The sequence below is a fragment of the Streptomyces synnematoformans genome, assembly GCF_039531005.1.
Taxonomy (GTDB): Bacteria; Actinomycetota; Actinomycetes; order Streptomycetales; family Streptomycetaceae; genus Streptomyces; species Streptomyces synnematoformans.
In genome coordinates, this window is sequence record NZ_BAAAPF010000106.1 from 1 (window position 1) to 21,202 (window position 21,202).

Sequence of the window (21,202 nt, forward strand, 5' to 3'; positions counted from 1 at the left end):
GGTTTCGGGCCCACGCGGCAGCAGCCGCCAACGGCCGCGGCGCCCGCGCGGCGCCAGGACGTGGCCGCCGCCGCGTCGAACGAGCCGGGGCCGCGCCAGTCGCGGGCGGCCGGGTCCCAGCCCTCGCCGCTGTTCGGGTACGCCACCACCGGCTTGCCCGTGACGCGCGCGGCGGTCCGCACCGCGTACGCGACGTCCTCCGGCGCACAGCAGTTGACCCCGACCGCCACCACGCGCTCGTCGTCCGCGGCGAGCGCGAAGGCGTCCGCCAGCGGCTCCCCCGCCCGCGTCGCCCCGCCCGCGACCGTGTACGTCAGCCACACCGGCACGCCCGCGGGCAGCCCCGCCGCCGCCCTCAGCAGCGCCGTCGCCTCCGTCATCCCCGGGACCGTCTCCAGCGCCAGCACGTCCGGCTCCGCCGCCGCCAGCGCCTCCAGCCGCGGCCGGTGGAAGCGCGCCAGCTCCGCGACGCCCACGCCGTCCCCGTACCGGCCGTGGTACTCCGAGCCGTCCGCCAGCATCGCCCCGTACGGTCCCGCCGACGCCGCCACCCACACCGGGCGGGGCGCCGTGTCCGCCGCCCGCCGCGCCAGCGTCACGCTGCTCCGCAGCAGCCGGGCCGCCTCCTCCCGCCCGGCGCCCCGGCGCGCGAAGCCCTCGAACGTCGCCTGGTAGCTCGCCGTCAGCAGCACATCGGCCCCCGCCCGTACGTACGCGGCGTGGGCGTCCTCGATCTGCCCGGGGCCGTCCGCGAGGAGCCGGGCCGACCACAGCTCGTCGCGCAGGTCGCAGCCCTGCGCTTCGAGCTGGTTCGACAGGCCGCCGTCGAGGACGAGCGGAGCCCCGTCGCCCGCCGCCCGCGCGACCGCCTCGGCGAACGGCAGTCGGGGCCTCACGGTCCCTCCCCCCGGCCCCGGCCCGGACGACGGCCCGAACCCGGGCCCCGCGACCGGCACCGAACCCGACCCCGGCTCCGCACCCGCTCCTCTCCCCCGCTCCGGCGCCGGAAACCGCTTCTCGTTGCGCTCGATCTTCGCCGCCAGCGCCGCCAGCGGATCCACCCCCACCGCCGAGCAGAACTGCAGCAGGTACGCCAGCACGTCCGCCACCTCGTCCGTCACCCGGTGCGCCGCCTCCGGGTCCGCCATGATCCGCGCGGACTCCTCCGGCGTCAGCCACTGGAAGATCTCCAGCAGCTCCGCGGCCTCCACGCCGAGCGCCGCGGCCAGGTTCTTCGGGGTGTGGTACTGCTCCCAGTCCCGCGCCGCGGCGAACGCCGCGAGCCGCTTCTGGAGTCCCTGCACGTCGTCCGTCATGCGCCCCTGTCTACCACCCGGCGTCCCCCGCCCGGCTCTACCGCACCCACCGCCGGAAGCCCGACTCCGCGTCGACCGTGTTGCCGGTGATCGTCGCGGCGTCGTCGCCCAGGAGCAGCCCGACCACGGACGCCGCCTCCTCCGGCGTGTTCCACCGGCCGCGCGGCAGCGCCCGCCCCACCTGCGCGGTCAGTTCCGCGTCCGCCCAGCCGGTGTCCGTGGGGCCGGGGTTGACGCAGTTCACGGTGATGCCGCGGTCGACGAGGGCGTCCGAGAGCGTCAGCGTCAGCTGCTGCAGCGCCCCCTTCGTGGCGGCGTACGGGATCTCCCCGCTCATCGGCGCCAGATGCTGCCCGGAGGTGAACAGCACGACCCGGCCGCCGCCCCGCTCCCGCCCGGCCGCCTCGTCGTACTGCGCCGCGAACTCCTGCACCAGCAGCAGCGTGGCCCGTACGTTCACCGCCCAGCACAGGTCGAGTTCGGCTGCGGTCAGCTGCTCCAGGCCGTAGGTGGAGCTGCGGGCGTGGTTCACGACGAGCGTGTCCACCATCCCGTAGCACTCCCGCGCCGCGGTCAGCAGCGCGGCGGGCGCGTCCGGCTGGGCGAGGTCGGCGGTGGCGTGGTCGGCCCGGTCGTAGTCGCCGCCGAGCGCCTGGACGACGGTGTTGGAGCCTTGGAGGTCGGAGCCCCAGGACATCTCCTCGTCGTGCGGCGGGTAGCCGTGCACGAACACGCGCGCACCGTCCGCGACCAGCCTGCGGGCGATGGCGAACCCGATCCCCTTCGTCCGGCTCACGCCGGTGACCAGTGCGCTCCGGCCGTCGACGGGCATGTGCACCCCTCCTTCGCTGTCGTACGTCGTACGCCGACTCTCCGGGCCCGGCGGCGCCGTCCGCAACGCCATTCCCGCCCGGCCGCCGGCCGCCGGGCCCGGGAACCCGCCGTCCGGCTACCTCCGCCGCGCCGGAGGGGGCCGCTGCGGCAGCGGCACCGCCGTGGCGCCCGCCACCGAGGCCGCCAGCTCCGGGTCGCCGACCGACCCCACCAGCCGGATGTGCCCGCGGTCGCACATCCGGCCGCACAGCGCCGCCAGCTCCCGCGCCTGCCGCGCGTCGAGGCACCGGTCGATCCCGTCCGCCAGCACCGTCAGCGCCTGCCGCGCCGACGGCACCTCCGCCGCCGGGTCCACCGCCAGCACCCCCGGCCCGGTGAGCAGCACCAGCGCCAGCGCGAGGTAGCGCAACTCGCCGTCGCCCAGCGTCTCGACGGGGGTGCCGCGCTGCCCCGGCCCGCGCACCAGCACGGCCCGCACCAGCGCCTCCCCGTACGGCTCCGTCGTCATGTCGTGCACCGGGCCCCGGCAGCCGCCGCGCAGGGCCTCCACGAGGGCCGCGTGCCTGGTGCCGCACTCGTCGCGTACGCGGTGCAGCACCGCCGGCAGGTTGCGGCAGTCGGTGGTGAGCCCGCGGTCGTCGCACGGCACGGCGGCGGTGGCGCGCATCAGCGCGGGGCGCGGGTCGCAGGGGTAGACGGAGCGGAGTGCGACGACGGCCTGTTCGGCGGCGGCGAGCACCAGCCGTTCGCCGTCCGTACGGCCGCCGACCCGCAGCGGCAGCAGGGCGGTGCCGAGCCGGTCGTCGGGCAGCGGGGCCCGGGTGACGGGGGCGGTGCCGGCGGTGTGCCACGCCGCGTCCACCCGGTCCCGGCCGGGGTCGCGCAGCGCGGTGGCCAGCAGGGTGCGGCCGGCGCCGGTGAGGCGCTCGCCGACGATGCGCAGTTCGGGTTCGGCCTGTATGGCGACGTCGAGCGTGACGTCGCCGAGCGGGCCGCGTACCGTGCAGCCGAGCCGGATGCCGCGGCGGCCGGCGGCGTCGGGCCTGGCCCGGTGCGGTACGCATGCCGCGGCGCCCCCGGAGACCGGGGCGAACGCCTCTTCCAGGGTGGCCCCGGCGCCGAGCCGGGCCAGTACCCCGCACGCCTCCAGCGCGGCGGTCTTGCCGCTGCCGCTGCCGCCGGTGAAGAGCGTGAGGGCGCCGAGGCGGAGGCGGGTGCCGCGGTGCGACTTGAAGGCGGACAGCCGCAGTTCGCGGAGCGTCGCGCGCTCGGCCCGGGCGCGGGGCCCGGGGCGGGCCGTGCGCGGGGGCTCGTCGCCCCGCGGGTCCCGTAAGTCCGCGCCGACGTCCCGGCCGGTGTCCTCACGGCGGCGTTCGCGCGTAGCGCCGCGACGGTCCTGGTGCGGGGCGTCGCGGGGCGGCTCGCGCACGGTGTCGCGCGGGATCGCGCGCGGGGCGTGCAGGGGGCGCCCGGGGTGGGAGGTCATGCGACGGGACGCTATTGAGCCCGCCGTGAGCCGAACCGTTCCGCCTGCGGGACCTTCCCCCGAACGGGCGAGCCCCCGCGAAACCGCGGAGGCCGCCCGCACGGGCACGGTAAGGGGGTCAGCGGCCGGCCAGCGGTTCGACCTCCGTGCCGACCGGGGCCAGCAGGAAGACGTTGCGGTCGACCCGGTGCATGCTGCTCTGGATCCCGAAGGTGACGCCGCTGGCGAAGTCCAGCACGCGCTTGGCGACGTCGATCTCGGCGCCGGTGAGGTCGAGCAGCACCGGGACCTGCGCTATCAGGTATTCGGCGACGCGCCGTGCGTCGGCGAACACCTGGCAGCGGATGACGACGAACTGCCGCTGGTCGGCGTCCGCTTCGGGGTCGTCGAGCGTTTCGTGCCCCGTCCAGGAGGGCCATTCGTTGCCGCGCAGCGGCACGACTTCGGCGAGCCCCTGCCACTGCTCGTCGGTGACGTCATGTCCCGTCAACGTGCCTCCTCGCAGTTCCGAGTGCTGCCGGTTCGGACATCGGGCGATTCTATCGATGGGCCGAACGGGTGACCGCGCAGGGACACACGGGGAAACACGTTTTCCCCCAAGCGAATCCTCGGATTCCGGCAAGCGAACACGAGGATTGACCGGGGTGTCGGCGGAGGCGGACGATCGGGCGGGTTCCCAGGCGGCAACCCGGCCGGGCCCGGGCGCCGCGCAGGCCGGCGGCGCACGGGGGCCCGGCCGGGTGCCGACCGCCGCCGGCCGCCCGAGCCGGGCCGGGTCAGTCCCGGCGGTACTGGGCCGGGGAGTTCCGCGTCGCCTCGTCCTCGTAGCTGCCGGGGCGCCCGCGGTCGACGTGGAAGGTCGTCAGCGTCGTGACCGGCGAGCGCGGGTCGCGCCGGTCGCCGATCACCCGCATGTGGGCGCTGAAGCGCTCCGGGGTGACGTCGTAGACGTCGTAGCCGTAGCGGTTGCCCTCGAAGTACTTCAGGTGCGGGTTGGCGGCGCCCATGACCGGCCCGTTGGTCCGGTTCCAGTCCGGGGAGTACGCCCCGGAGGTGACGGAGTGGGCGGTGAACTCGGTGCCGACGAGCGGCGATCCGGGGTCGTCGTAGTCGGTGCGGATGTCGTCGACGAAGGCGGAGTGCCAGTCGCCGGTGACGACGACGAGGTCTTCGAGGCCGGCGGCGTGGACGTGCTCCAGGACCTCCCGGCGTTCGGCGAGGAAGCCGTCCCACTGGTCGGTGAACATGTACGGACCGCCGGGCGAGCCGCGCAGCTGGCTGAGCATGATCGAGTTGGCCCAGACCTGCCAGGCGTCGGGGGCGTTGTCGACGGTGTGCTTGAGCCAGGCCTTCTGCCCGGCGCCGAGGATGGTGCCGTCGGGGAGGTTCTGCGCGGAGCGGTGGGAGCGCAGGTCGAGCACGGTGAGCCGGACGAGCCCGCCCCAGTCGCGGACGCGGTGGATCTCGGGGTCGGGCAGCGCGGAGTCGCCGAAGGAGTCGCGGTGCGGCATGTGTTCGTACCACGCCTGGCAGGCGGCGGCCCGGCGGCGCACGAAGGGGGCGCCGCCGTTGCCGCCGCGGTAGTCGTTGACGACCTCGTGGTCGTCCCAGGTGAGGAACCACGGGTGGGCGGCGTGCGCGGCGCGCAGCGCGGGGTCGCCCTTGTAGAGGGCGTGGCGTCTGCGGTAGTCGCCGAGGGTGAGGATCTCGGGTCCTTCGTGGTCGCGGACGTGGTCTTCGGGGACGCCGCCGACCCGGCCGTGTTCGTAGATGTAGTCGCCGAGGTGGACGACGAAGTCGACGTTCTCGCGGGCGATGCCGCGGTGCGCGGCGTAGTAGCCGTCGTGGAACGCCTGGCAGTTGGCGGCGGCGAAGCGCACCCGGCGCACCCGGCGGCCGGGCGCGGTGCGGGTGCGGCCGGTGCGGCTGGTGCGGCCGAGGGCGCTGAAGGCGTAGTAGTACGTGCGCCCGGCGGCGAGGCCGGTGACGGGGACGTGGACGCTGTGGCCGAGGGTGGCGGAGGCGGGGACGGTGCCGCGGGCGACGACGCGGCGCAGCCCGGGGTCCTCGGCGACGGTCCAGCGGACCTCGACGACGCTGGGGAGGTCCTGTTCGGCCGCCAGCGGCTCGGGCGCGAGCCGGGTCCAGAGCACGACGGAGTGGGGCCGGGGGTCGCCGGAGGCCACGCCGAGGGTGAAGGGGGCGTCGTCGTACGCGGCGCCCTGCGCCTCGGCGGCGGCGCGGGCCTGCGCCGGGGTGAGCCCGAGGGCCAGCGTCCAGGCGGCGCCGAGGGCGCCGGCGGCGGCCGCGGACTCCAGCAGGGTGCGGCGGTCGACGGTCACGGGCGGCCTCCTCGGCGGGCGCGGCTGAGGGTCAGGGTGACGGCGTCGGCGTAGCCGTCGTTGGCGGTGCCCCCGGCGCGGGTGAAGGTGAGCAGCAGGCGGGCGCTGCGCGCGCCCGGCGGTACGGCGGCGGTGGCGGCCCGCTCCAGGAGTCCGGTGCGGCCGCCGCGCTCCTCCGCGGTGACGGGGCCGAGCACGCTCAGCGCCAGCGGCGTGCCGTGGGCGTCGCGGAGTTCGGCGGAGAGCCGGGCGCCGTCCTGCTGGGCGGCGTAGCCGCCGAGCCAGGCGGTGAGGGTGTAGTGGACCCGGCCGGCGTCGACGGCGGCGCGGCCGGTGGCGCCGTGGCGGGGCAGGTCGACGTCCTGGACGAGGGCGGTGCGGGCGCTGTTGCCCCCGGTGAAGAACCGGCTGCCGCGGCGGGCGGGGCCGGGGTCGCCGGGAGCGGGGTAGCCGCCGCCGAGGTCGTAGCGGACGAGGGCGGGGGCGCCCTGGGTGAGGCGCCAGCCGTGGACGGTGCCGACGGGCTCCGCGGTGCCTCCGGGCCCGGTCTCTGCGTCGCCGTTGACGACGAGGTTCACGCGTGCCTCCGTGGTGGTCGGGGTGCGGGGGGCGCAGGTATCACAGCAGCGGGGGGTGAACCCGCGGAAGACGCCCGGCGAATGCCGCCGGACGTGCGGTCGTGAGTGGTCGTGGGTGGTCGTGGGCGGTCAGCACGCCAGCAGGTGCCGGCCGCGGGCCGTCAGCCGGTGGACGACGTGCGGGCCGGCCCGTTCGCTCTCGGCGAGTCCGGCGCGGCGCAGCACGGTGAGGTGGCCGCTGACGGAGGAGGCGGGCATGCCGAGCCGGGCGGCGACGCCGCCGGTGGTGGGGGTGCCGGCGGTGCCGGTGAGCGCGGCCAGGACGCGGGCGCGGCTGGCACCGAGGAGCGCGGCGAGGGCGGCGTCGCGGCGTGCGGCGGGGCCGGCGGCGCCGGCTCCCGGGACGTGCGGGCGTACGGGGTGGACGAGGACGGGCGGCAGCCCGGGGTCGGCGACGGCGATGGGCTTGGTGTGGCAGAAGTAGGAGGGGATGAGCCGGATGCCGCGGCCGCGCAGGTGGAGGGTGGAGTTCACCGGATAGGGGGCGCTGAGCACGGGGTCGGTCCAGGTGAAGGGGTCGAGCGTGGCGAGGACGGCGGGCAGGCCGGCCTCCAGCGCGTCGAGCTGGCGGGCGCGGTCGGCGGCGACGGCGGCTTCGATCTCGCCCCAGTCGGGGGCGATGAGGCGGTCGTGGACGTGGTGCAGCGCGTCGGCGAGGTCGCCGAGCACGGTGCGGTCGCCGGCGGCGAGCCGCCGGGTCCACGGGGGCAGGCGGCGGTGCCGGGCGGCGAGGCGGACCTCGCGGGAGAGCCGGGTGGCGGGGGTGGAGCGCAGGGTGCGCAGGCCCGCGGTGATGCCGTCCTCGGACTCGACGGGGGTGAGGAAGTCGGGGAAGTAGGTGGCGTCGGCGGGGGCGATGCCGTTGAGCAGGCGGCAGGTGCGGCGCAGGTCGTGCTGGTGCAGCCGGCGGCGGGCCCGGCCGTGCCAGGGGCGCAGCCGGGCGGGGAGGAGGGGCGCGGGGGTGTACGCGACGTGCAGCCCGAGGATCGCCTCCCAGATCGGGTCGGGGGTGCGGGCGAGCTGGACGTGGCGGAAGTCCCGGTCATTGAAGTGGACATGAAGCATTCCGGCCATACCCGAGGGTAACCACGTGCGGCCTGCGCTGTCCCCGCCCCGGCCGCCCCTGTTCCTCCCGGCCCACATCGGGTTTTCGACGGTGGCGGAAAACCGGTGCGGCGCGGCGGTGAGCCGCTGCCTACGATGCGTCGCCGCACGGCCACCTGCACGGACAGCACCGGAACAGGGAAGGAGCCAGATGCGGCGCACACCAACACGGAGCCGGTGGCGCAGGGTTGCGCTGACCGGAGCGATCTGCGCGGCGACCGTCGCGCACCCGGCGTACGCCGGAGCGGTGGACGACCCGGCGGAGGCCGGCGGCCCCGCCCCGCCCGCCGCCTGGCGGGCCGACCTCTCGCGGGTCGACGCGGACGACGTCAACGTCCGCTACGCACAGGGCGGTCTGCGGCTGCGCTCGCCGACCGCCGCACCCGCCTCGCTCGGGCCGGTCCCCGGCGAGGGCACCCAGGTCCTCGCCCCCGAGCGCCTCGACCGCCCCGTCAACCGGGTGCGGGCCGCCCTCGACGCCCGCGTCCCGGCGGGCGCGGAGGCCGCCGTCGACGTCCGCGGCCGGGCGCCCGGCGGCGGGTGGACGGAGTGGCTGCCGGCGGGCGGGGAGGCGGCCGGCGCGGCCCGGCCGCCGTTCGCGGTCACCGAGGTCCAGGCCCGGCTGACGCTGCGCGCCGGCAGCGGGACGCCCGCCGACGAGGCGCTGCGGCTGCGGGCCGACACCGACGCGGCGCCGCGCCCGCGGGCTGACCTTCGGGGACAGCAAGCCCCGCTGACGTACCGGCTGTTCGCCACCCGCGAGGGCCTGGTCGGCGGCACCACCGCCAACGGCCACGTCATCGTGCCCAACGACCACTTCGTGGCCCTGCCCTCGCGGCGCGGGCTGTCCCCCAGGGGCAGCGCCGAGTACTCGGTGCAGGTCTGCGGCCCGGTGCGGTGCGAGACGGCGCCGGTGTGGGACGTCGGGCCGTGGAACACCAAGGACGACTACTGGAACCCCCCGTCGGTGCGCGAGTCGTGGCGGGACCTGCCGCAGGGCATGCCCGAGGCGCAGGCGGCCTACCGGCACGGGTACAACGGCGGGCTCGACGAGTTCGGCCGCCGCGTCGCCAACCCCGCGGGCATCGACCTGGCCGACGGCACGTTCTACAACGTCGGCCTGAACGACAACGGCTGGGTCGACGTGACGTTCCTGTGGACCGGCGAGCAGGACGGCACACGGTTCCCCACCTGGGGCACCGACGTCCGGGTCCGCCAGGAGTCGAACACCTCCTCCGCGGTGCTGACCACGCTGCCCGGCCCGACCCAGGTGCGGGTGCAGTGCCAGGAGCGGGGCGAGACGGTCTCGTACGCCGGCCACACCAACGACGCCTGGTCCTATCTGCCCGACTACGGCGGCTACATATCCAACATCTTCGTCGACGTCTCCGACGCCTGGCTGCCGGGCGTCCCCGAGTGCTGAACGCGCCACCCTCCCACCCCCCTGCCCCCACCGAAGGAGGCCGCCCGATGCTCCACAGCCCCGTTCCCCGATCCGCGCGGCGGACCGTGACCGTCCTCGTCGCGGCGCTGCTGGCCCTGCTGGGCCTGACCGCGGCGGCGCCGGCGCAGGCCGACGTACGGCCCGCGCTGGCGCCGAACTTCAAGGCGCCGTTCCCCTGCGGCCAGCAGTGGACGTACAGCCATCACAGCGCCGAGGTACGCCGCGCGCTGGACTTCATCCGCTCCGACGGCGGCAGCACCGCCGGCACCCCGCAGGTCGCGTCCGCGGCCGGCACCGCGACCCGGCACTACCAGGCGGGCGGCGCCGGCAACTACATGGTCATCGACCACGGCGGCGGCTGGAAGACGTACTACTTCCACCTCGCGTCGTTCTCCGTCGCCAACGGCCAGTCGGTCGCCCAGGGCCAGCAGATCGGCGTCACGGGCAGCACCGGCAACTCCTCCGGCGCGCACATCCACTACGAGCAGCTCTACAACGGCGTCGGCCAGAACATCCGCATCAACGGCACGGCGCTGGCGTACCCGGGCTCGTACGGCCAGTACCACCTGCGCAGCGACAACTGCGGCAACACCAACTTCACCACCTGGGGCACCGGCGTGCGCGTCCGCGCGGACGCACGGCTCAACGCCGCGGTGGTGACGACCCTGCCGGGGCCGACGCCGGTGTACGTCGAGTGCCAGAAGCAGGGCGACGTGGTCCACGCCGAGGGCTACACGAACGAATGGTGGAGCCGGCTGCGCGACCAGCGCGGGTTCGTCTCCAACATCTACATCGACCACCCGGACGCGAGGCTCCCGGGCGTCCCGGTCTGCTGAACGCCATCCGCTGACCACCCCCCGGGTCCCGCAGGGGCCGGTGTCCCGCGCCGGCTCCTGCGCCCGGCCCGTCTCACCAGGGCGGTTCCCCGGACTCCCGCCCGGCGCCCGGGCCGTCGCCGCGTCGTCTGCGGGCGGCGGCCCGGCCCGCCAGCGCGACCGCGAGCGGGGCGAGGAACACCGCGGCGAAGACCCCCGCGAGGATCGCGCCGGGGATGTCCGGCAGGGAGTCGGCGTTGCCGGTGGCGAGGAAGAGGACGGCGACGACGAGCACGCAGAAGACCAGCACGCGGACCGCGGCGAGACCCCAGCCCATGGAGTCGGTCAGCGCGTTCTGGGTGTGCTCCGAGGCGTCGGCCTCGGCCCGGGCGGCCTCGGCGACCTCCGGCCGCGGCGTCCAGTCCGCGCCGCGGCGCCGCTCCCACACCTCGCGGATCACCCGCACCTCGCGGCCGGCGGACAGGCTGCGGGTGTCGATGACGTTGGGCAGGGACACCCGGCGCCCGTCGCGGGTGTAGACGACGACGCTCATGACAGGGCGCTTGCGCTCGGCCGACGCGGGCGCGTTGTGCTCCAGCTCGACGGCGACGAGGTCGCCCCAGGCGAACCGCCTCGTACGCAGCCAGCGGAGCGTGAGGCCGTCGTCGTCGACGAACGTCACGCCGCGGACGACGCAGAACGCCAGCAGGAACAGGCCCGCCCCGAGGACGCAGAACGGGATCGCGACGGCGACGTGCGCGCCGGCGCCCAGGACGAACAGCAGGCCGAAGAAGACGAGCAGGCCGCCGAAGACGACGCACAACAGCGTCAGGAAGACCAGGCTCCCGAGGTGTCCGCGGTACGTGCGTATCCGCCCCCCGCCGCTGCCCCTCGCGCCGGCCATCGCGCACCCCGTCCCGTACCGTCCCGGACCCCGGAGCCCTTTCGGGCCGTCCGAGCGTAGCGGGTAGACGCCGCGCCCGGGGAGGGCACCCGGGGCGGGGGGTGAGCGGTTGTCAGACCCCCTCCCAGGCCGGTCGCTGGAGAGGGTCGTTGTGGACGACGATGTCGGCTCGGCGGGTCGGGCGGGCCGTGGCGACGTACAGCTGCTGGGCGGGGAGGTAGCGGTGGCGCCAGGACCGCTCGGTGTCGGCGGCGTCGGCGGCATCCCGGGCCCGGGCGCGACGCACCGTCTGCTCGAACGGGACGGACACGAAGATGCGCAGGTCCCACCGGTCGACCAGTTCCGGGCGCAGGAGGAAGACGCCGTCGAAGAGCAGCACGGCGTCCGCGGCGGCAGTCGTTTCCGGCGGGGAGGAGGGGGCGTCGGCGTCTCTGTCGTAGACCGCGTGCCGGAACCTCCGGTGTCCGCCCGGGCCGAGCGGATCGAGCAGCACCCGGCACAGCGCGGCGCGGTCGTGGGCGTCGAAGTAGCAGCCTTCCGCCGAGTACCGGCCGCGCCGGTAGCGCTGTGCACGGGGGAAGAGGAAGTCGTCGACGGTCGCGCGGATGACCTCCCGGCCCTCCGCCCGCAGGACGACGGCCAGTTCGTCGGCCAGCGTGGTCTTGCCGGCGGCGGGCGGCCCGTCGACGGCGACCCGCACCGGGTGCGCGGCCGTGACGGACCCGACCGCCTCGGCAAGCCGGCGGATCAGCTCACCGCGGCTGCCCTGGCCCATTACTGCCCCTCACAGCCGACGTCGTCGGCGCCGGATAGAGCCGGGCCCCGTGGGGCCCGGACGGCCGGGGAGGCCGCGCGGGCGAAGGGCTCAGAGTTCGACGGCCTTCGCGAAGGCCACGAAGTCGGCCCAGGCCGTGGGGGTAACGGAAAGCTGGCCGCCTTCTCTGTCCTTGGTGTCACGGACGTGGACAGCGCGCGGGGTGACGGCGACCTCGATGCAGTTGTCGCCCTCCGTTCCGCTGTAGCTGCTCTTGAACCACTCCGGTCCGATCCTGCTCATAGCTCTCCTCGCATCTGCTTCAACAGCTCCACGGTAGCCTCGTGGCTAAGCGCCTGGGAACTGAGCTTCCGGTAGCGCTGCTGCAGAATACCCACGTCGGCCAGGCCGCTGATCAGATTGCTCGACCGCTGTCCCTCGGAGTAGCCAAGCCAGTTGTGGTCGCCGGTCTCGGCAAGGTAGAAGAGTCCGTCTCCCCCGGCGTGGTTCGCCATGCACCGCGGCATCACTTGGATCTCGACGTTGTGCCTCTCGCCCAGCGCCAGGAGGTGGTCGATCAGGACGCGAGTGACCTCCGCCCCACCCACCTGCCGTTCCAGTAGCGCCTGTTCGATAATGAAGCCGAAGAACGTGTTCGGCCGCTGATCCAGGACAGCCTGCCGCTCCAGCCGTGCCGCGACCTGGCGCTCGATCTGCTCCTCGGTCACCGGGGGCAATCCCGTACGGAAGAGCGCGCGGATGTACGGCTCGGGCTGCAGCAGCCCCGGAACCGTGCGGCACTCGTACGCGTACAGGGTGAGCGCCTCCTCCTCGATCGAAGCCCAGTGCTGGAACCTTGACGCCAGGCCCGCCCTCCTCGTCAGGCTCCTGCGCGTCGCCTTCAGCATCCTCGCGGCGAACTCCCCCAGAGCCTCCACCGACAGCGTGACGAGCTGCTGCGACGGAAACCGCCGTCCCTGCTCCACCCCCGCGATGGTGTCCACGGAGTACCCCAGCTGCTCCGCCAGCTGATCCTGCGTCAGCCCCGCCTCCTCCCGGAGCACCTTCAGCACCGCCCCGAACGTCTTCAGGGAGTCCGATACCTCCGGCTCGCTCCCGTGCACCCCGCCGCTGCCCGCATTCCCCATCCCCGGCCACCTCTCATGTGTCACTGCCGGAACTTCGACCCCACCATAATCACAGAAAGTTACTATCCTGATCCAGGGAGTAACTCACCCAATCCGAAGTTGAGCGGGTGCAAGGCGGGTGCGGACCGAGGTGTCAGGAGGTGGCGGGGGGAGGCGGGTGACCGACAACTGCGCTGGGCGAGTGAAGAACTCGCTCCCGGGCGGGGGAGCCGGAAGAGATCGTGAGGGCGGTGCGGTGATGCCACCCGGCGTCGGTGTACTCGCCGACTCAGCGACCGTTCAGCCGAGGGCGCCGACGCGGGCTGCGAAAAGCCGGATGCCGGGCAGGTGGCGGTCGTGGCGCATCAGGCTGGCGGCGATGGTGCGTACGGAGCCGAGGCGGACTGCCTGGGGGGCTGCCTTCTCGGCGGCCAGCAGGGCGCTGTAACAGCGGTCGTGCTTGCCCCATTGGTCGAATGCACGGGCGACGTCGACGTAGTAGCGGGCCTGGCGTTCTGGGGTCGGCAGGGTCGCCGGGCGGATTCTGCGGGCGTGTTCGATGGCGGTGCCGGCGTCACCCAGCAGGTAGCTGATCGAGATCTGGTGCAAGGTCACCTGGCTGGGGCCGAATACCGCGCCGCCGGTGACCGCGTCGTGCCCGAGCTGGTCCGCGGTGGCGCCGGCTTCGGTGATCAGGTCGCGTGCCAGGTGCCGGTCGCCTTGCTTGCCCGCGGTGTAGGCGGCGGTGGCGTACAGGTTGCCCTTCGCCGATAGCACGGCGGCGTCGTTGCTGCCGACAGCGAGCTGCTGGGCAGCGGTCACGGCGACGTCGGTGGCGCGGGTGTAGTGCTGGGCTCGGCGCCAGACGGAGGAGACCATGCGGTGGGCTTCCGCGGTGGTCAGCGGGTCTGCGCCGCCGCGGCACGCGGTCAGCGCGCGGTCGGCGGTGGCTGCTGCCATCTCGTCCTCGCCCATCTTGATGCACAGCCGGGTGGCGATGTTGTACAGCTCGGCGACCGCGGTCGCGCTGGCCTCGGGGTGTCCGGTGCCGGCGAGGGCCTGGGCGAGGGCAAGGTGACCGGGCAGCACGCGGGCGAGGCGGTCGTAGCGGCACGTGGCGAAGTCGCGGCGTGCGGCGTCGAGGGACGCGGCAACCGCGGCCGGTGTCGGCTCTGGCGCGGTGAGGGGCGGCGTATTGCGGTAGAGGAGGACATCCTCCAGGCCGGACAGGCTCGGCCGCGGTGCTGCGGTGGCCGTCGCGGGGGCGAGGATCACGCTGGTGGTGGCCCCGGCTAGGGCCAGGAGTTTGCGGCGTCGCACCGGGTCCTCATCCTCCTCGCCGATCGGCTCCCGGCCCAGGCTATCGGCGACGGACGGGGCGGCGGAGCCGTATGAGGCGGCCGTCGCTGGATCGTGTCGCGGCGCCAGGCCGAGCAGATGCGGTGGGATGCCGAGGAGGCCGGCGATGCGCGTGAGGAGGTCGATGTCCCGCATCGGCTGCTGGCCGCGTTCCATCCGCGACAGCGAAGCTGCCGTGTAGCCGACGGCCTGGCCCAAGTCGGTGAGGGTGACGTCGGCGGCGCGGCGGGCCAGGCGCACGATCGCGCCGGCATCGCGGCGGGCGAGGGCGTCGCGCATGGCGGGCGTGTGCCACAGCGGATGCGAGCTGTCCAGGGCGTCCATGGACCACCTCCTGCCGAAGTGGATTGTCCCCTGCAACCCGCCTGCCGAAGCAGTCTGTTGCAAGCCGTTTACGCCCCGTGTAGTCCGTGTGCGCGGACCGCAGACGGCTCTGGCTGAACCTTCCGCGTCGCGGTGCTCTGGGCCGTGCGGGCGGCCAGCCCGCTGACCGGAGGAGGCCGCACATGAGGACCGAGACGACGCTGCGCAGAGCAGCGGTGGTGGGCCTGGGCTCCCAGGCCCGGGAGGATCACCTCCCGGCGCTCGTAGACTGCCAGTTCGCCAGGCTGGCGGCGGTCTGCGACACCGATAAGACGGCCGTGGGGGGCCAGGCCGTCTCCTGGCGCGTGCCTGGCTACACCTCCCTGGTGAGGATGCTGGCCGAGGTGCGGCCCGACTTTGTCATCGCCGCGGTGCCGCACCACGCCGGACGGCAGGTGATCGAGACCTGCGCCGCGGCGGGTGTGCATGTGATGAAGGAGAAGCCCTTCGCCACCAACCCCGCCGAGGCTGCCGAGCTGGCAGCGGCCTGCGCGAAGGCGGACATCGTGCTGATGGTCACCGTCCAGCGCCGCTTCCACCCCATCTACACCGCCGCGCTGCAGCTGCTCGAACAGATCGGCACCCCGTACCTCGTCGAGGGCCGCTACACCTTCCGCTGCCCCGACCCTTCCGCAGGCTGGCGCGGGCAGCGCACGCTCGCGGGCGGCGGGGCGCTGATGGACATGGGCTACCACCTCATCGACCTGCTGATCTGGTATCTCGGCCTGCCGGACCGCGTCCTGGCCGACCTCTCCACGGCGGCCGCCCCGCACGCGGACTACGACGCCGAGGACACCGCGCTGGTGCACCTGTCCTACGACTCCGGCCTGTACGGCTCGCTGCTGATCTCCCGCTCCAGCGGCCCGAAAAGCGAGGCCATGGGCATCACCGGCACCCGCGGCAAGGTGATCGTCGAGCGGGGCCGCGTGTGCCGGCTGGACCCGGCCGGCCAGCAGATCGAGTCGCTGATCCGCAAGCCCGCATGGCCGGCTGCCGCGGCCGCGCAGATCGACTGCTTCTGCCGGGTCCTGGACGGCACCCGCCCCAACCCGTCCGGGCCCGAGGCCCACCGGGCGCACGCCGCGTTCCTGGCCGCGGCCTACGCCTCCGCCGCGACCGCCCGCCCCGCCGCCCCCAAGGAGTACCTGCCGTGAACAACTCCTCCACCGCCTCGCTCGCCCTCCTCGGAGGGCAGCCGGAGATCACCACACGCGGAGGGCACTTCGCGTGGCCGCCGATCGACAGCCGGGACATCGAGGCCGTCACCCGGCAGTTGATGGACGCCGTGTCCATCCCCGGCCGCGCCGGCATCGTCGCCGAACTGGAGGACGCCCTGGCGACCTGGCTCGGCGTCCGGTACGTCGTCACCACCTGCACCGGCACCGCCGCACTGCACTCGATGTACGCCGCCGCCGGCATCGGCCCCGGCGACGAAGTGCTGGTCCCCGCGCTGACCTTCCACGCCACGGCCACTCCGCTGCTACACCTCGGCGCCCGCCCCGTCCTCGTCGACGTCGACGACGACGGGCAACTGAACCTCGACGCTGCCACCGGGCTCGTCTCCCCCCGTACGAAGGCCCTGGTCGCCGTACACCTGTGGGGGCTGCCCGAGAACGCCGACGCTCTGGCCGCGTTCGCCGGCGAGCACGACGTGATCCTGCTGGAGGACGGCTCCCACGCCCACGGCGCCTCCTGGGGCGGCCGGCTCGTCGGCACGTACGGCCGGGCGGCGGCCTTCAGCCTCAACGGCCCGAAACCGCTGTCCGCCGGCGAGGGCGGCTTCGTCGCCACCGACGACACCGAGCTGTACTACCGGCTGCTGCTGCACGGCCAGTACAACAAGCGCTGCCGCACCGAAATCCCCTCCGGCCACCCGCTGGCGAAGTTCGCGACCACCGGCCAAGGACTCAAGCTGCGCATCCACCCGTTGGCCGCCGCACTGGCCCGCGCCCAACTTCCCCGCCTGGAGGGCTACCTCACCGGACGGGCCACCTGCGCCGAGCGCATCTGCGCCGTTCTGGAGAACGTGCCCGGCCTGCGCACGCCCCGCCTCGACCCAGCGGCCCGAGCATCCTGGTACACGCTGCCACTGCGGTACGAGTCGGCTGCACTCGGCGGCCTGCCCCTGGCCCGATTCCTGGCCGCGGTCCATGCGGAAGGAGCCATGGCAGTCGACCATCCCGGCTCCACCCGCCCCCTCGGTGACCACCCCCTCTTCCGCGCCCCGCGGGAGATGATCCCCCACTACCCTGGCGCGCAGGACCCCGTTCTTGGCGAATGCCGCGGCGCCGCGCGCGTGCACGCCAGCACGCTCAAGCTGCCCGTCTGGCACCGCCCCGAGGACTCCGCCTTCGCCGACGCCTACGCCGCGGCCCTGGCCAAAGTCGCCCGCCACCACAAGGAACTGCTGTGATCGCACCCGCACCCGTCGACGCCGCCCTGCTCCCGGCGCTCACCGCCGCCGCCGACGCCGACGGCATCACCAAGTACGTCGTCGGCGCCGTCATCACCGACCACGCCGGCCGGGTCCTGCTCCTGCACCGGCCCGAGGACGACTTCCTGGGAGACCTGTGGGAGCTGCCTTCCGGAGGTGTCGAACCCGGTGAAACCCTCACCGCCGCGCTACGGCGGGAAGTGGCGGAGGAGACCGGCCAGACCGTCACCAGCATCAGGAGCTACCTGGGGCATTTCGACTACACCTCAGGCTCAGGTCGGCTCACCCGGCAATTCAACTTCGCCGCCGCCACCGCCAGTTCCGAGGTACGGCTCACCGAGCACGACGCCTATGAATGGGCCGACACCACTGGTCAGCACAGGACCTCGGAAGCCGTTCAGCGCGTGCTGGCCGCCTGGCACCAGCACGCGATCTGAGCCGGTCCCGGAAAGCAGACGCCCGAACTCCTCGCACGCACCGCACCTCGGCGGCCAGGCAGGACGAGAGGGGGCCCACGGATCCCACGGGCGCCGGCGGCCCGCGCCAGGGCAGCGAGGCGGTGGGTGCGGCGGCGCTGGTCTCGGGCGCGTACGGGAACGAGAGCACGGCCCCGCGCCCTGAGCGGCCCCCGCCCGGCGGGCACCCCGTGCGGGTGGGCAACCTGGCGCGCCCTCGGCACCGCCCGCGGACCCGGCCACCGCGCTGCGCGGGCGCACCGCTCACCGCTGCCGGCCCCGCCCCTGGCCCGGCCCGGCCCCCGAAACCCGATGGCCCGCGGCGCGCCCCGCGCGACATACTCGCTCGCGTGTTCCTGACCATCACCGCGACCGGCACCGACGCCGCGCCCGCCACCGACCTCGGCTTCCTCCTGCACAAGCACCCCGACAAGGCGCAGGAGTTCGCCACCGCGCGCGGCACCGCCCACGTCTTCTACCCCGAGGCGACCGCCGCCCGCTGCACCGCCGCGCTGCTCCTCGACGTGGACCCCGTCGGTCTGGTGCGCGCCGCAAGGGGCAACGGCGGCAAGGGCAAGGGCCGTACGCCCGACTCCGCCCTCGCGCAGTACGTCAACGACCGGCCCTACGCCGCCTCCTCCCTTCTCGCCGTCGCGCTCGGCCGGGTCTTCCGCACCGCCATGACCGGCGTCAGCCGTACCCGTCCCGAGCGCGCCGCCGCGCCGCTCCCGCTGCGCGTCGAGGTCCCCGCCGTCCCCGCCCGCGGCGGCCCCGAGCTCGTCCGCCGCCTCTTCGCCCCCATGGGCTGGCAGGTCACCGCCGACCCCGTGCCGCTGGACCCGGCCTTCCCCGAGTGGGGCGACTCGCGGTACGTCTCCCTCGCGCTCGACGGCGAGGTGCGCCTCGCCGACGCGCTGCGCCACCTGTACGTGCTGCTGCCGGTGCTCGACGACGCCAAGCACTACGGAGTCACGCCCGACGAGGTCGACAAGCTGCTGCGCGCCGGCGAGGGCTGGCTGGAGGACCACCCAGAGCAGCGGCTCATCACCGGCCGCTACCTCTCCCGCCGCTGGTCCCTGGCCCGCGAGGCGCTGGAGCGGCTGGAGCTGGCCCGCCTCGCCGAGTCCGACGACGCCGAGCCGGAGGAGCTGGACAACGCCGTCGACGAGACCGCCGACACCGAGGAGAAGCCGGTGCCGCTCGCGGTGCAGCGCCGCGCCGCCATCGCCGAGGCGCTGCGCGCCGCCGGCGCGGCCCGGGTGCTCGACCTCGGCTGCGGCCAGGGCCAGCTGGTCAAGGAGCTGCTCAACGACCGGCGCTTCACCGAGATCGTCGGCGTCGACGTCTCCGTACGCGCCCTCGCCGCCGCCGGCCGCCGGCTGCGGCTGGACCGCTTGGGCGAGCGCCAGGCCGCGCGCGTGACGCTGCTGCAGAGCGCCCTGACGTACACCGACCGCCGGCTCGCGGGCTACGACGCCGCCGTGCTCAGCGAGGTCGTGGAGCACGTCGACCCGCCGCGGCTGCCCGCGCTGGAGTACGCCGTCCTCGGCTCCGCCCGGCCCGCGACGGTGATCGTCACGACCCCCAACGCGGAGTACAACGTGCGCTGGGAGTCCCTGCCCGCCGGCCACGTCCGGCACGCGGACCACCGCTTCGAGTGGACCCGGGCGGAGTTCCGCGCCTGGGCCGGGCCGGTGGCGGCGCGGTTCGGCTACACGGTGGCGTACCGGGGCGTGGGGCCGGACGACCCGGAGGTCGGCCCGCCGACGCAGCTGGCCGTCTTCACCCGCACCGGCACGGACAACCACGTCGCGACCCCGAAGGAGGCGTCATGAGCGACACCACCGGGCGCCGCCTCGGCATCCCCGACCTCTGCCTCGTCGTCCTGATCGGCACCACCGGATCCGGCAAGTCCACCTTCGCCCGCCGGCACTTCAAGCCCACCGAGGTCCTCTCCTCCGACTTCTGCCGCGGCCTCGTCGCCGACGACGAGAACGACCAGTCGGCCTCCCGCGACGCCTTCGAGGTCCTGCACTACATCGCCGGCAAGCGGCTCGCCGCCGGCCGCCTCACCGTCGTCGACGCCACCAGCGTCCAGCCGGAGGCCCGCCGCCAGCTCGTCCGGCTGGCCCGCGAGCACGACGTGCTGCCCGTCGCGATCGTCCTCGACGTGCCCGAGAGCGTCTGCCGCGAGCGCAACGCCGCCCGCCCCGACCGCGCCGACATGGGCGCCCACGTCATCCCGCGGCAGCGCCGCGAGCTGCGCCGCGGCCTGCGCGGGCTGTCGCGCGAGGGCTTCCGCACGGTGCACCACCTGCGCGGCACCGCCGAGGTCGACGCCGCCGAGGTGGTGCTGGAGCGCCGCTACAACGACCTGGCCCACCGCACCGGCCCGTTCGACCTCGTCGGCGACGTGCACGGCTGCGCGAGCGAGCTGGAGACGCTGCTCACCCGCCTCGGCTACGTCGACGGGGTGCACCCCGAGGGCCGTACCGCCGTCTTCGTCGGCGACCTCGTCGACCGCGGCCCGGACAGCCCCGGCGTGCTGCGCCGCGTCATGGGCATGGTCGAGGCGGGCAGCGCGCTGTGCGTGCCCGGCAACCACGAGAACAAGCTGGGCCGGCTCCTGCACGGCCGCAACGTGAAGGTGTCGCACGGCCTCGCCGAGACCGTCGAGCAGCTGGAGCGCGCGGAGGCGGCGGAGCCCGGGTTCCGCGAGCGGGTGCGGACGTTCGTCGACGGCCTCGTCAGCCACTACGTCCTCGACGGCGGCCGGCTCGTCGTCAGCCACGCCGGGCTGCCGGAGAAGTACCACGGCCGCACCTCCGGCCGGGTGCGCTCCTTCGCGCTGTACGGCGACACCACCGGCGAGACCGACGAGTACGGGCTGCCGGTGCGCTACCCGTGGGCCGAGGACTACCGCGGCCGCGCCGCCGTCGTCTACGGCCACACCCCGACGCCGGAGGCGTCCTGGGTGAACAACACCCTCTGCCTCGACACCGGCTGCGTCTTCGGCGGCAGGCTGACCGCGCTGCGCTGGCCGGAGCGCGAGCTGGTCGACGTGCCCGCCGAGCGCGTCTGGTACGAGCCGGTCAAGCCGCTGGCGGCCGGCACCGGCACCGGCACCGGCACCGGCGACGGGCCGGCCGCCGGCCCGGCCGACCGCCCGCTGGACCTCGCCGACGTGCACGGCCGCCGCGTCGTGGAGACCGGGCAGCACGGCCGCGTCGCGGTGCGGGAGGAGAACGCGGCGGCCGCGCTGGAGGTCATGAGCCGCTTCGCGGTCGACCCGCGGCTGCTGCTCTACCTGCCGCCGACGATGGCGCCCACCGCCACCGCCGCGGCGGAGGGGCACCTGGAGCACCCGGCGGAGGCCTTCGCGGCGTACCGCGCCGACGGCGTGGCGCGGGTGGTGTGCGAGGAGAAGCACATGGGCTCGCGCGCCGTGGCGCTGGTGTGCCGGGACGCGGGCACGGCGGAGAGGCGCTTCGGCCTGCCCGCGGGCACCGGCGTGACCGGCGCGCTGCACACCCGCACGGGCCGCCCGTTCTTCACCGACGGCGAGCGCACCGAGCAGGTGCTCGCCCGGGTCCGCGCCGCGGCCACGGCCGCCGGGCTGTGGACGGAGCTGGACACGGACTGGCTGCTGCTCGACGCCGAGCTGCTGCCCTGGTCGCTGAAGGCGGGCGGGCTGCTGCGGCAGCAGTACGCCGCCGTGGGCGCGGCGTCGCGCGAGCTGGTGCCGGTCGCGCTGGCGGCGCTGGACGCCGCGCGGACCCGGCTGGCCGGCACCGCGCCGGCGCCGGGGGCGCACCCGGACGCGGACG

Annotated in this window: 19 protein-coding genes and 1 pseudogene; 7 read left to right on the top strand and 13 right to left on the bottom strand. The window is 74.9% G+C overall.

Going from position 1 to position 21,202, the window contains the following annotated elements; translation table 11 throughout:
- The 8 genes and pseudogenes from mmuM to ABD317_RS17285 form a co-directional block, all read right to left on the bottom strand.
- The coding region (gene mmuM, locus ABD317_RS17250; RefSeq protein WP_344290874.1) for a homocysteine S-methyltransferase at positions 1-884 on the bottom strand (884 nt) is incomplete at its 3' end.
- Between the two features lie 171 nt (positions 885-1,055).
- A pseudogene (locus ABD317_RS17255) lies at positions 1,056-1,316 on the bottom strand (nucleotide pyrophosphohydrolase); the annotation flags it as partial.
- 37 nt (positions 1,317-1,353) lie between these two features.
- On the bottom strand, positions 1,354-2,148 hold the full coding sequence (locus ABD317_RS17260; RefSeq protein WP_344290860.1) for an SDR family oxidoreductase: 795 nt from the start codon (positions 2,146-2,148) through the stop codon (positions 1,354-1,356).
- 117 nt (positions 2,149-2,265) lie between these two features.
- Entirely contained in the window at positions 2,266-3,636 is a 1,371-nt protein-coding gene (locus tag ABD317_RS17265; protein WP_344290861.1) for an AAA family ATPase, read from the bottom strand.
- A 118-nt stretch (positions 3,637-3,754) separates the two neighbouring features.
- Positions 3,755-4,126: a cell division protein SepF gene (locus ABD317_RS17270; RefSeq protein ID WP_027752467.1), complete on the bottom strand. Its 372-nt coding sequence runs from the start codon at positions 4,124-4,126 to the stop codon at positions 3,755-3,757.
- Between the two features lie 286 nt (positions 4,127-4,412).
- Positions 4,413-5,978 carry an alkaline phosphatase D family protein gene (locus tag ABD317_RS17275; protein ID WP_344290862.1) on the bottom strand — a complete coding sequence of 522 codons (1,566 nt, stop codon included), beginning with the start codon at positions 5,976-5,978 and terminating at the stop codon, positions 4,413-4,415.
- A complete protein-coding gene (locus ABD317_RS17280) occupies positions 5,975-6,556 on the bottom strand; it encodes a hypothetical protein (RefSeq protein WP_027752465.1) in 582 nt (193 codons plus the stop codon). Before ABD317_RS17280 ends, ABD317_RS17275 begins: the two co-directional genes overlap by 4 nt.
- Positions 6,557-6,685: 129 nt before the next feature.
- On the bottom strand, positions 6,686-7,690 hold the full coding sequence (locus tag ABD317_RS17285; protein ID WP_344290863.1) for an ArsR/SmtB family transcription factor: 1,005 nt from the start codon (positions 7,688-7,690) through the stop codon (positions 6,686-6,688).
- Between the two features lie 181 nt (positions 7,691-7,871).
- On the opposite strand from ABD317_RS17285, the gene ABD317_RS17290 reads away from it, so the two are divergent.
- Together ABD317_RS17290 and ABD317_RS17295 are read left to right on the top strand one after the other, a co-directional pair.
- Positions 7,872-9,143 (top strand): hypothetical protein, encoded by a 1,272-nt coding sequence (locus tag ABD317_RS17290; RefSeq protein WP_344290864.1) that lies wholly within the window; start codon positions 7,872-7,874, stop codon positions 9,141-9,143.
- Positions 9,144-9,190: 47 nt separating this feature from the next.
- A complete protein-coding gene (locus ABD317_RS17295; RefSeq protein WP_344290865.1) occupies positions 9,191-10,000 on the top strand; it encodes a peptidoglycan DD-metalloendopeptidase family protein in 810 nt (269 codons plus the stop codon).
- 73 nt (positions 10,001-10,073) lie between these two features.
- Here the strand turns inward: ABD317_RS17295 and ABD317_RS17300 are convergent, their stop codons facing one another.
- The 5 genes from ABD317_RS17300 to ABD317_RS17320 all read right to left on the bottom strand — a co-directional run bounded on the left by ABD317_RS17300 (position 10,074) and on the right by ABD317_RS17320 (position 14,447).
- The gene (locus ABD317_RS17300) at positions 10,074-10,883 is read right to left on the bottom strand and encodes a PH domain-containing protein (protein ID WP_344290866.1); all 810 of its coding nucleotides are present in this window, start codon (positions 10,881-10,883) and stop codon (positions 10,074-10,076) included.
- Between the two features lie 112 nt (positions 10,884-10,995).
- Positions 10,996-11,658 carry a cytidylate kinase family protein gene (locus tag ABD317_RS17305; RefSeq protein ID WP_344290867.1) on the bottom strand — a complete coding sequence of 221 codons (663 nt, stop codon included), beginning with the start codon at positions 11,656-11,658 and terminating at the stop codon, positions 10,996-10,998.
- A gap of 90 nt (positions 11,659-11,748) precedes the next feature.
- Positions 11,749-11,940, bottom strand: a complete 192-nt coding sequence (locus tag ABD317_RS17310) for a DUF397 domain-containing protein (RefSeq protein WP_344290868.1) — start codon at positions 11,938-11,940, stop codon at positions 11,749-11,751.
- Complete coding sequence (locus tag ABD317_RS17315; RefSeq protein ID WP_344290869.1) at positions 11,937-12,785, bottom strand: helix-turn-helix domain-containing protein; 849 nt, start codon at positions 12,783-12,785, stop codon at positions 11,937-11,939. The genes ABD317_RS17310 and ABD317_RS17315 overlap by 4 nt, the downstream gene beginning before the upstream one ends.
- Positions 12,786-13,064: 279 nt before the next feature.
- On the bottom strand, positions 13,065-14,447 hold the full coding sequence (locus tag ABD317_RS17320; RefSeq protein WP_344290870.1) for a helix-turn-helix domain-containing protein: 1,383 nt from the start codon (positions 14,445-14,447) through the stop codon (positions 13,065-13,067).
- A gap of 182 nt (positions 14,448-14,629) precedes the next feature.
- Between ABD317_RS17320 and ABD317_RS17325 the strand changes: the two genes are divergently transcribed.
- From ABD317_RS17325 to ABD317_RS37835, 5 genes are all read left to right on the top strand, one after another.
- Positions 14,630-15,640 (top strand): Gfo/Idh/MocA family protein, encoded by a 1,011-nt coding sequence (locus tag ABD317_RS17325; RefSeq protein ID WP_344290871.1) that lies wholly within the window; start codon positions 14,630-14,632, stop codon positions 15,638-15,640.
- Entirely contained in the window at positions 15,637-16,899 is a 1,263-nt protein-coding gene (locus ABD317_RS17330) for a DegT/DnrJ/EryC1/StrS family aminotransferase (RefSeq protein ID WP_344290872.1), read from the top strand. The genes ABD317_RS17325 and ABD317_RS17330 overlap by 4 nt, the downstream gene beginning before the upstream one ends.
- Positions 16,896-17,357 carry an NUDIX hydrolase gene (locus tag ABD317_RS17335; RefSeq protein ID WP_344290873.1) on the top strand — a complete coding sequence of 154 codons (462 nt, stop codon included), beginning with the start codon at positions 16,896-16,898 and terminating at the stop codon, positions 17,355-17,357. Before ABD317_RS17330 ends, ABD317_RS17335 begins: the two co-directional genes overlap by 4 nt.
- A gap of 368 nt (positions 17,358-17,725) precedes the next feature.
- Positions 17,726-19,210 (top strand): 3' terminal RNA ribose 2'-O-methyltransferase Hen1, encoded by a 1,485-nt coding sequence (locus tag ABD317_RS37830; protein WP_425582382.1) that lies wholly within the window; start codon positions 17,726-17,728, stop codon positions 19,208-19,210.
- A partial coding sequence (locus ABD317_RS37835) for a polynucleotide kinase-phosphatase (protein ID WP_425582383.1) occupies positions 19,207-21,202 on the top strand: 1,996 nt, incomplete at its 3' end. The genes ABD317_RS37830 and ABD317_RS37835, both read left to right, overlap by 4 nt.

Excerpts from the sequence above, each read along its gene's own strand:
- ABD317_RS17290 (WP_344290864.1), top strand. The coding sequence starts at position 7,872 with ATGCGGCGCACACCAACACGGAGCCGGTGGCGCAGGGTTGCGCTGACC.
- ABD317_RS17310 (WP_344290868.1), bottom strand. The coding sequence starts at position 11,940 with ATGAGCAGGATCGGACCGGAGTGGTTCAAGAGCAGCTACAGCGGAACG.
- ABD317_RS17320 (WP_344290870.1), bottom strand. The coding sequence starts at position 14,447 with ATGGACGCCCTGGACAGCTCGCATCCGCTGTGGCACACGCCCGCCATG.
- ABD317_RS17285 (WP_344290863.1), bottom strand. The coding sequence starts at position 7,690 with ATGGCCGGAATGCTTCATGTCCACTTCAATGACCGGGACTTCCGCCAC.
- ABD317_RS17265 (WP_344290861.1), bottom strand. The coding sequence starts at position 3,636 with ATGACCTCCCACCCCGGGCGCCCCCTGCACGCCCCGCGCGCGATCCCG.
- ABD317_RS17295 (WP_344290865.1), top strand. The coding sequence starts at position 9,191 with ATGCTCCACAGCCCCGTTCCCCGATCCGCGCGGCGGACCGTGACCGTC.
- ABD317_RS17300 (WP_344290866.1), bottom strand. The coding sequence starts at position 10,883 with ATGGCCGGCGCGAGGGGCAGCGGCGGGGGGCGGATACGCACGTACCGC.
- ABD317_RS17305 (WP_344290867.1), bottom strand. The coding sequence starts at position 11,658 with ATGGGCCAGGGCAGCCGCGGTGAGCTGATCCGCCGGCTTGCCGAGGCG.
- ABD317_RS17315 (WP_344290869.1), bottom strand. The coding sequence starts at position 12,785 with ATGGGGAATGCGGGCAGCGGCGGGGTGCACGGGAGCGAGCCGGAGGTA.
- ABD317_RS17260 (WP_344290860.1), bottom strand. The coding sequence starts at position 2,148 with ATGCCCGTCGACGGCCGGAGCGCACTGGTCACCGGCGTGAGCCGGACG.
- ABD317_RS17325 (WP_344290871.1), top strand. The coding sequence starts at position 14,630 with ATGAGGACCGAGACGACGCTGCGCAGAGCAGCGGTGGTGGGCCTGGGC.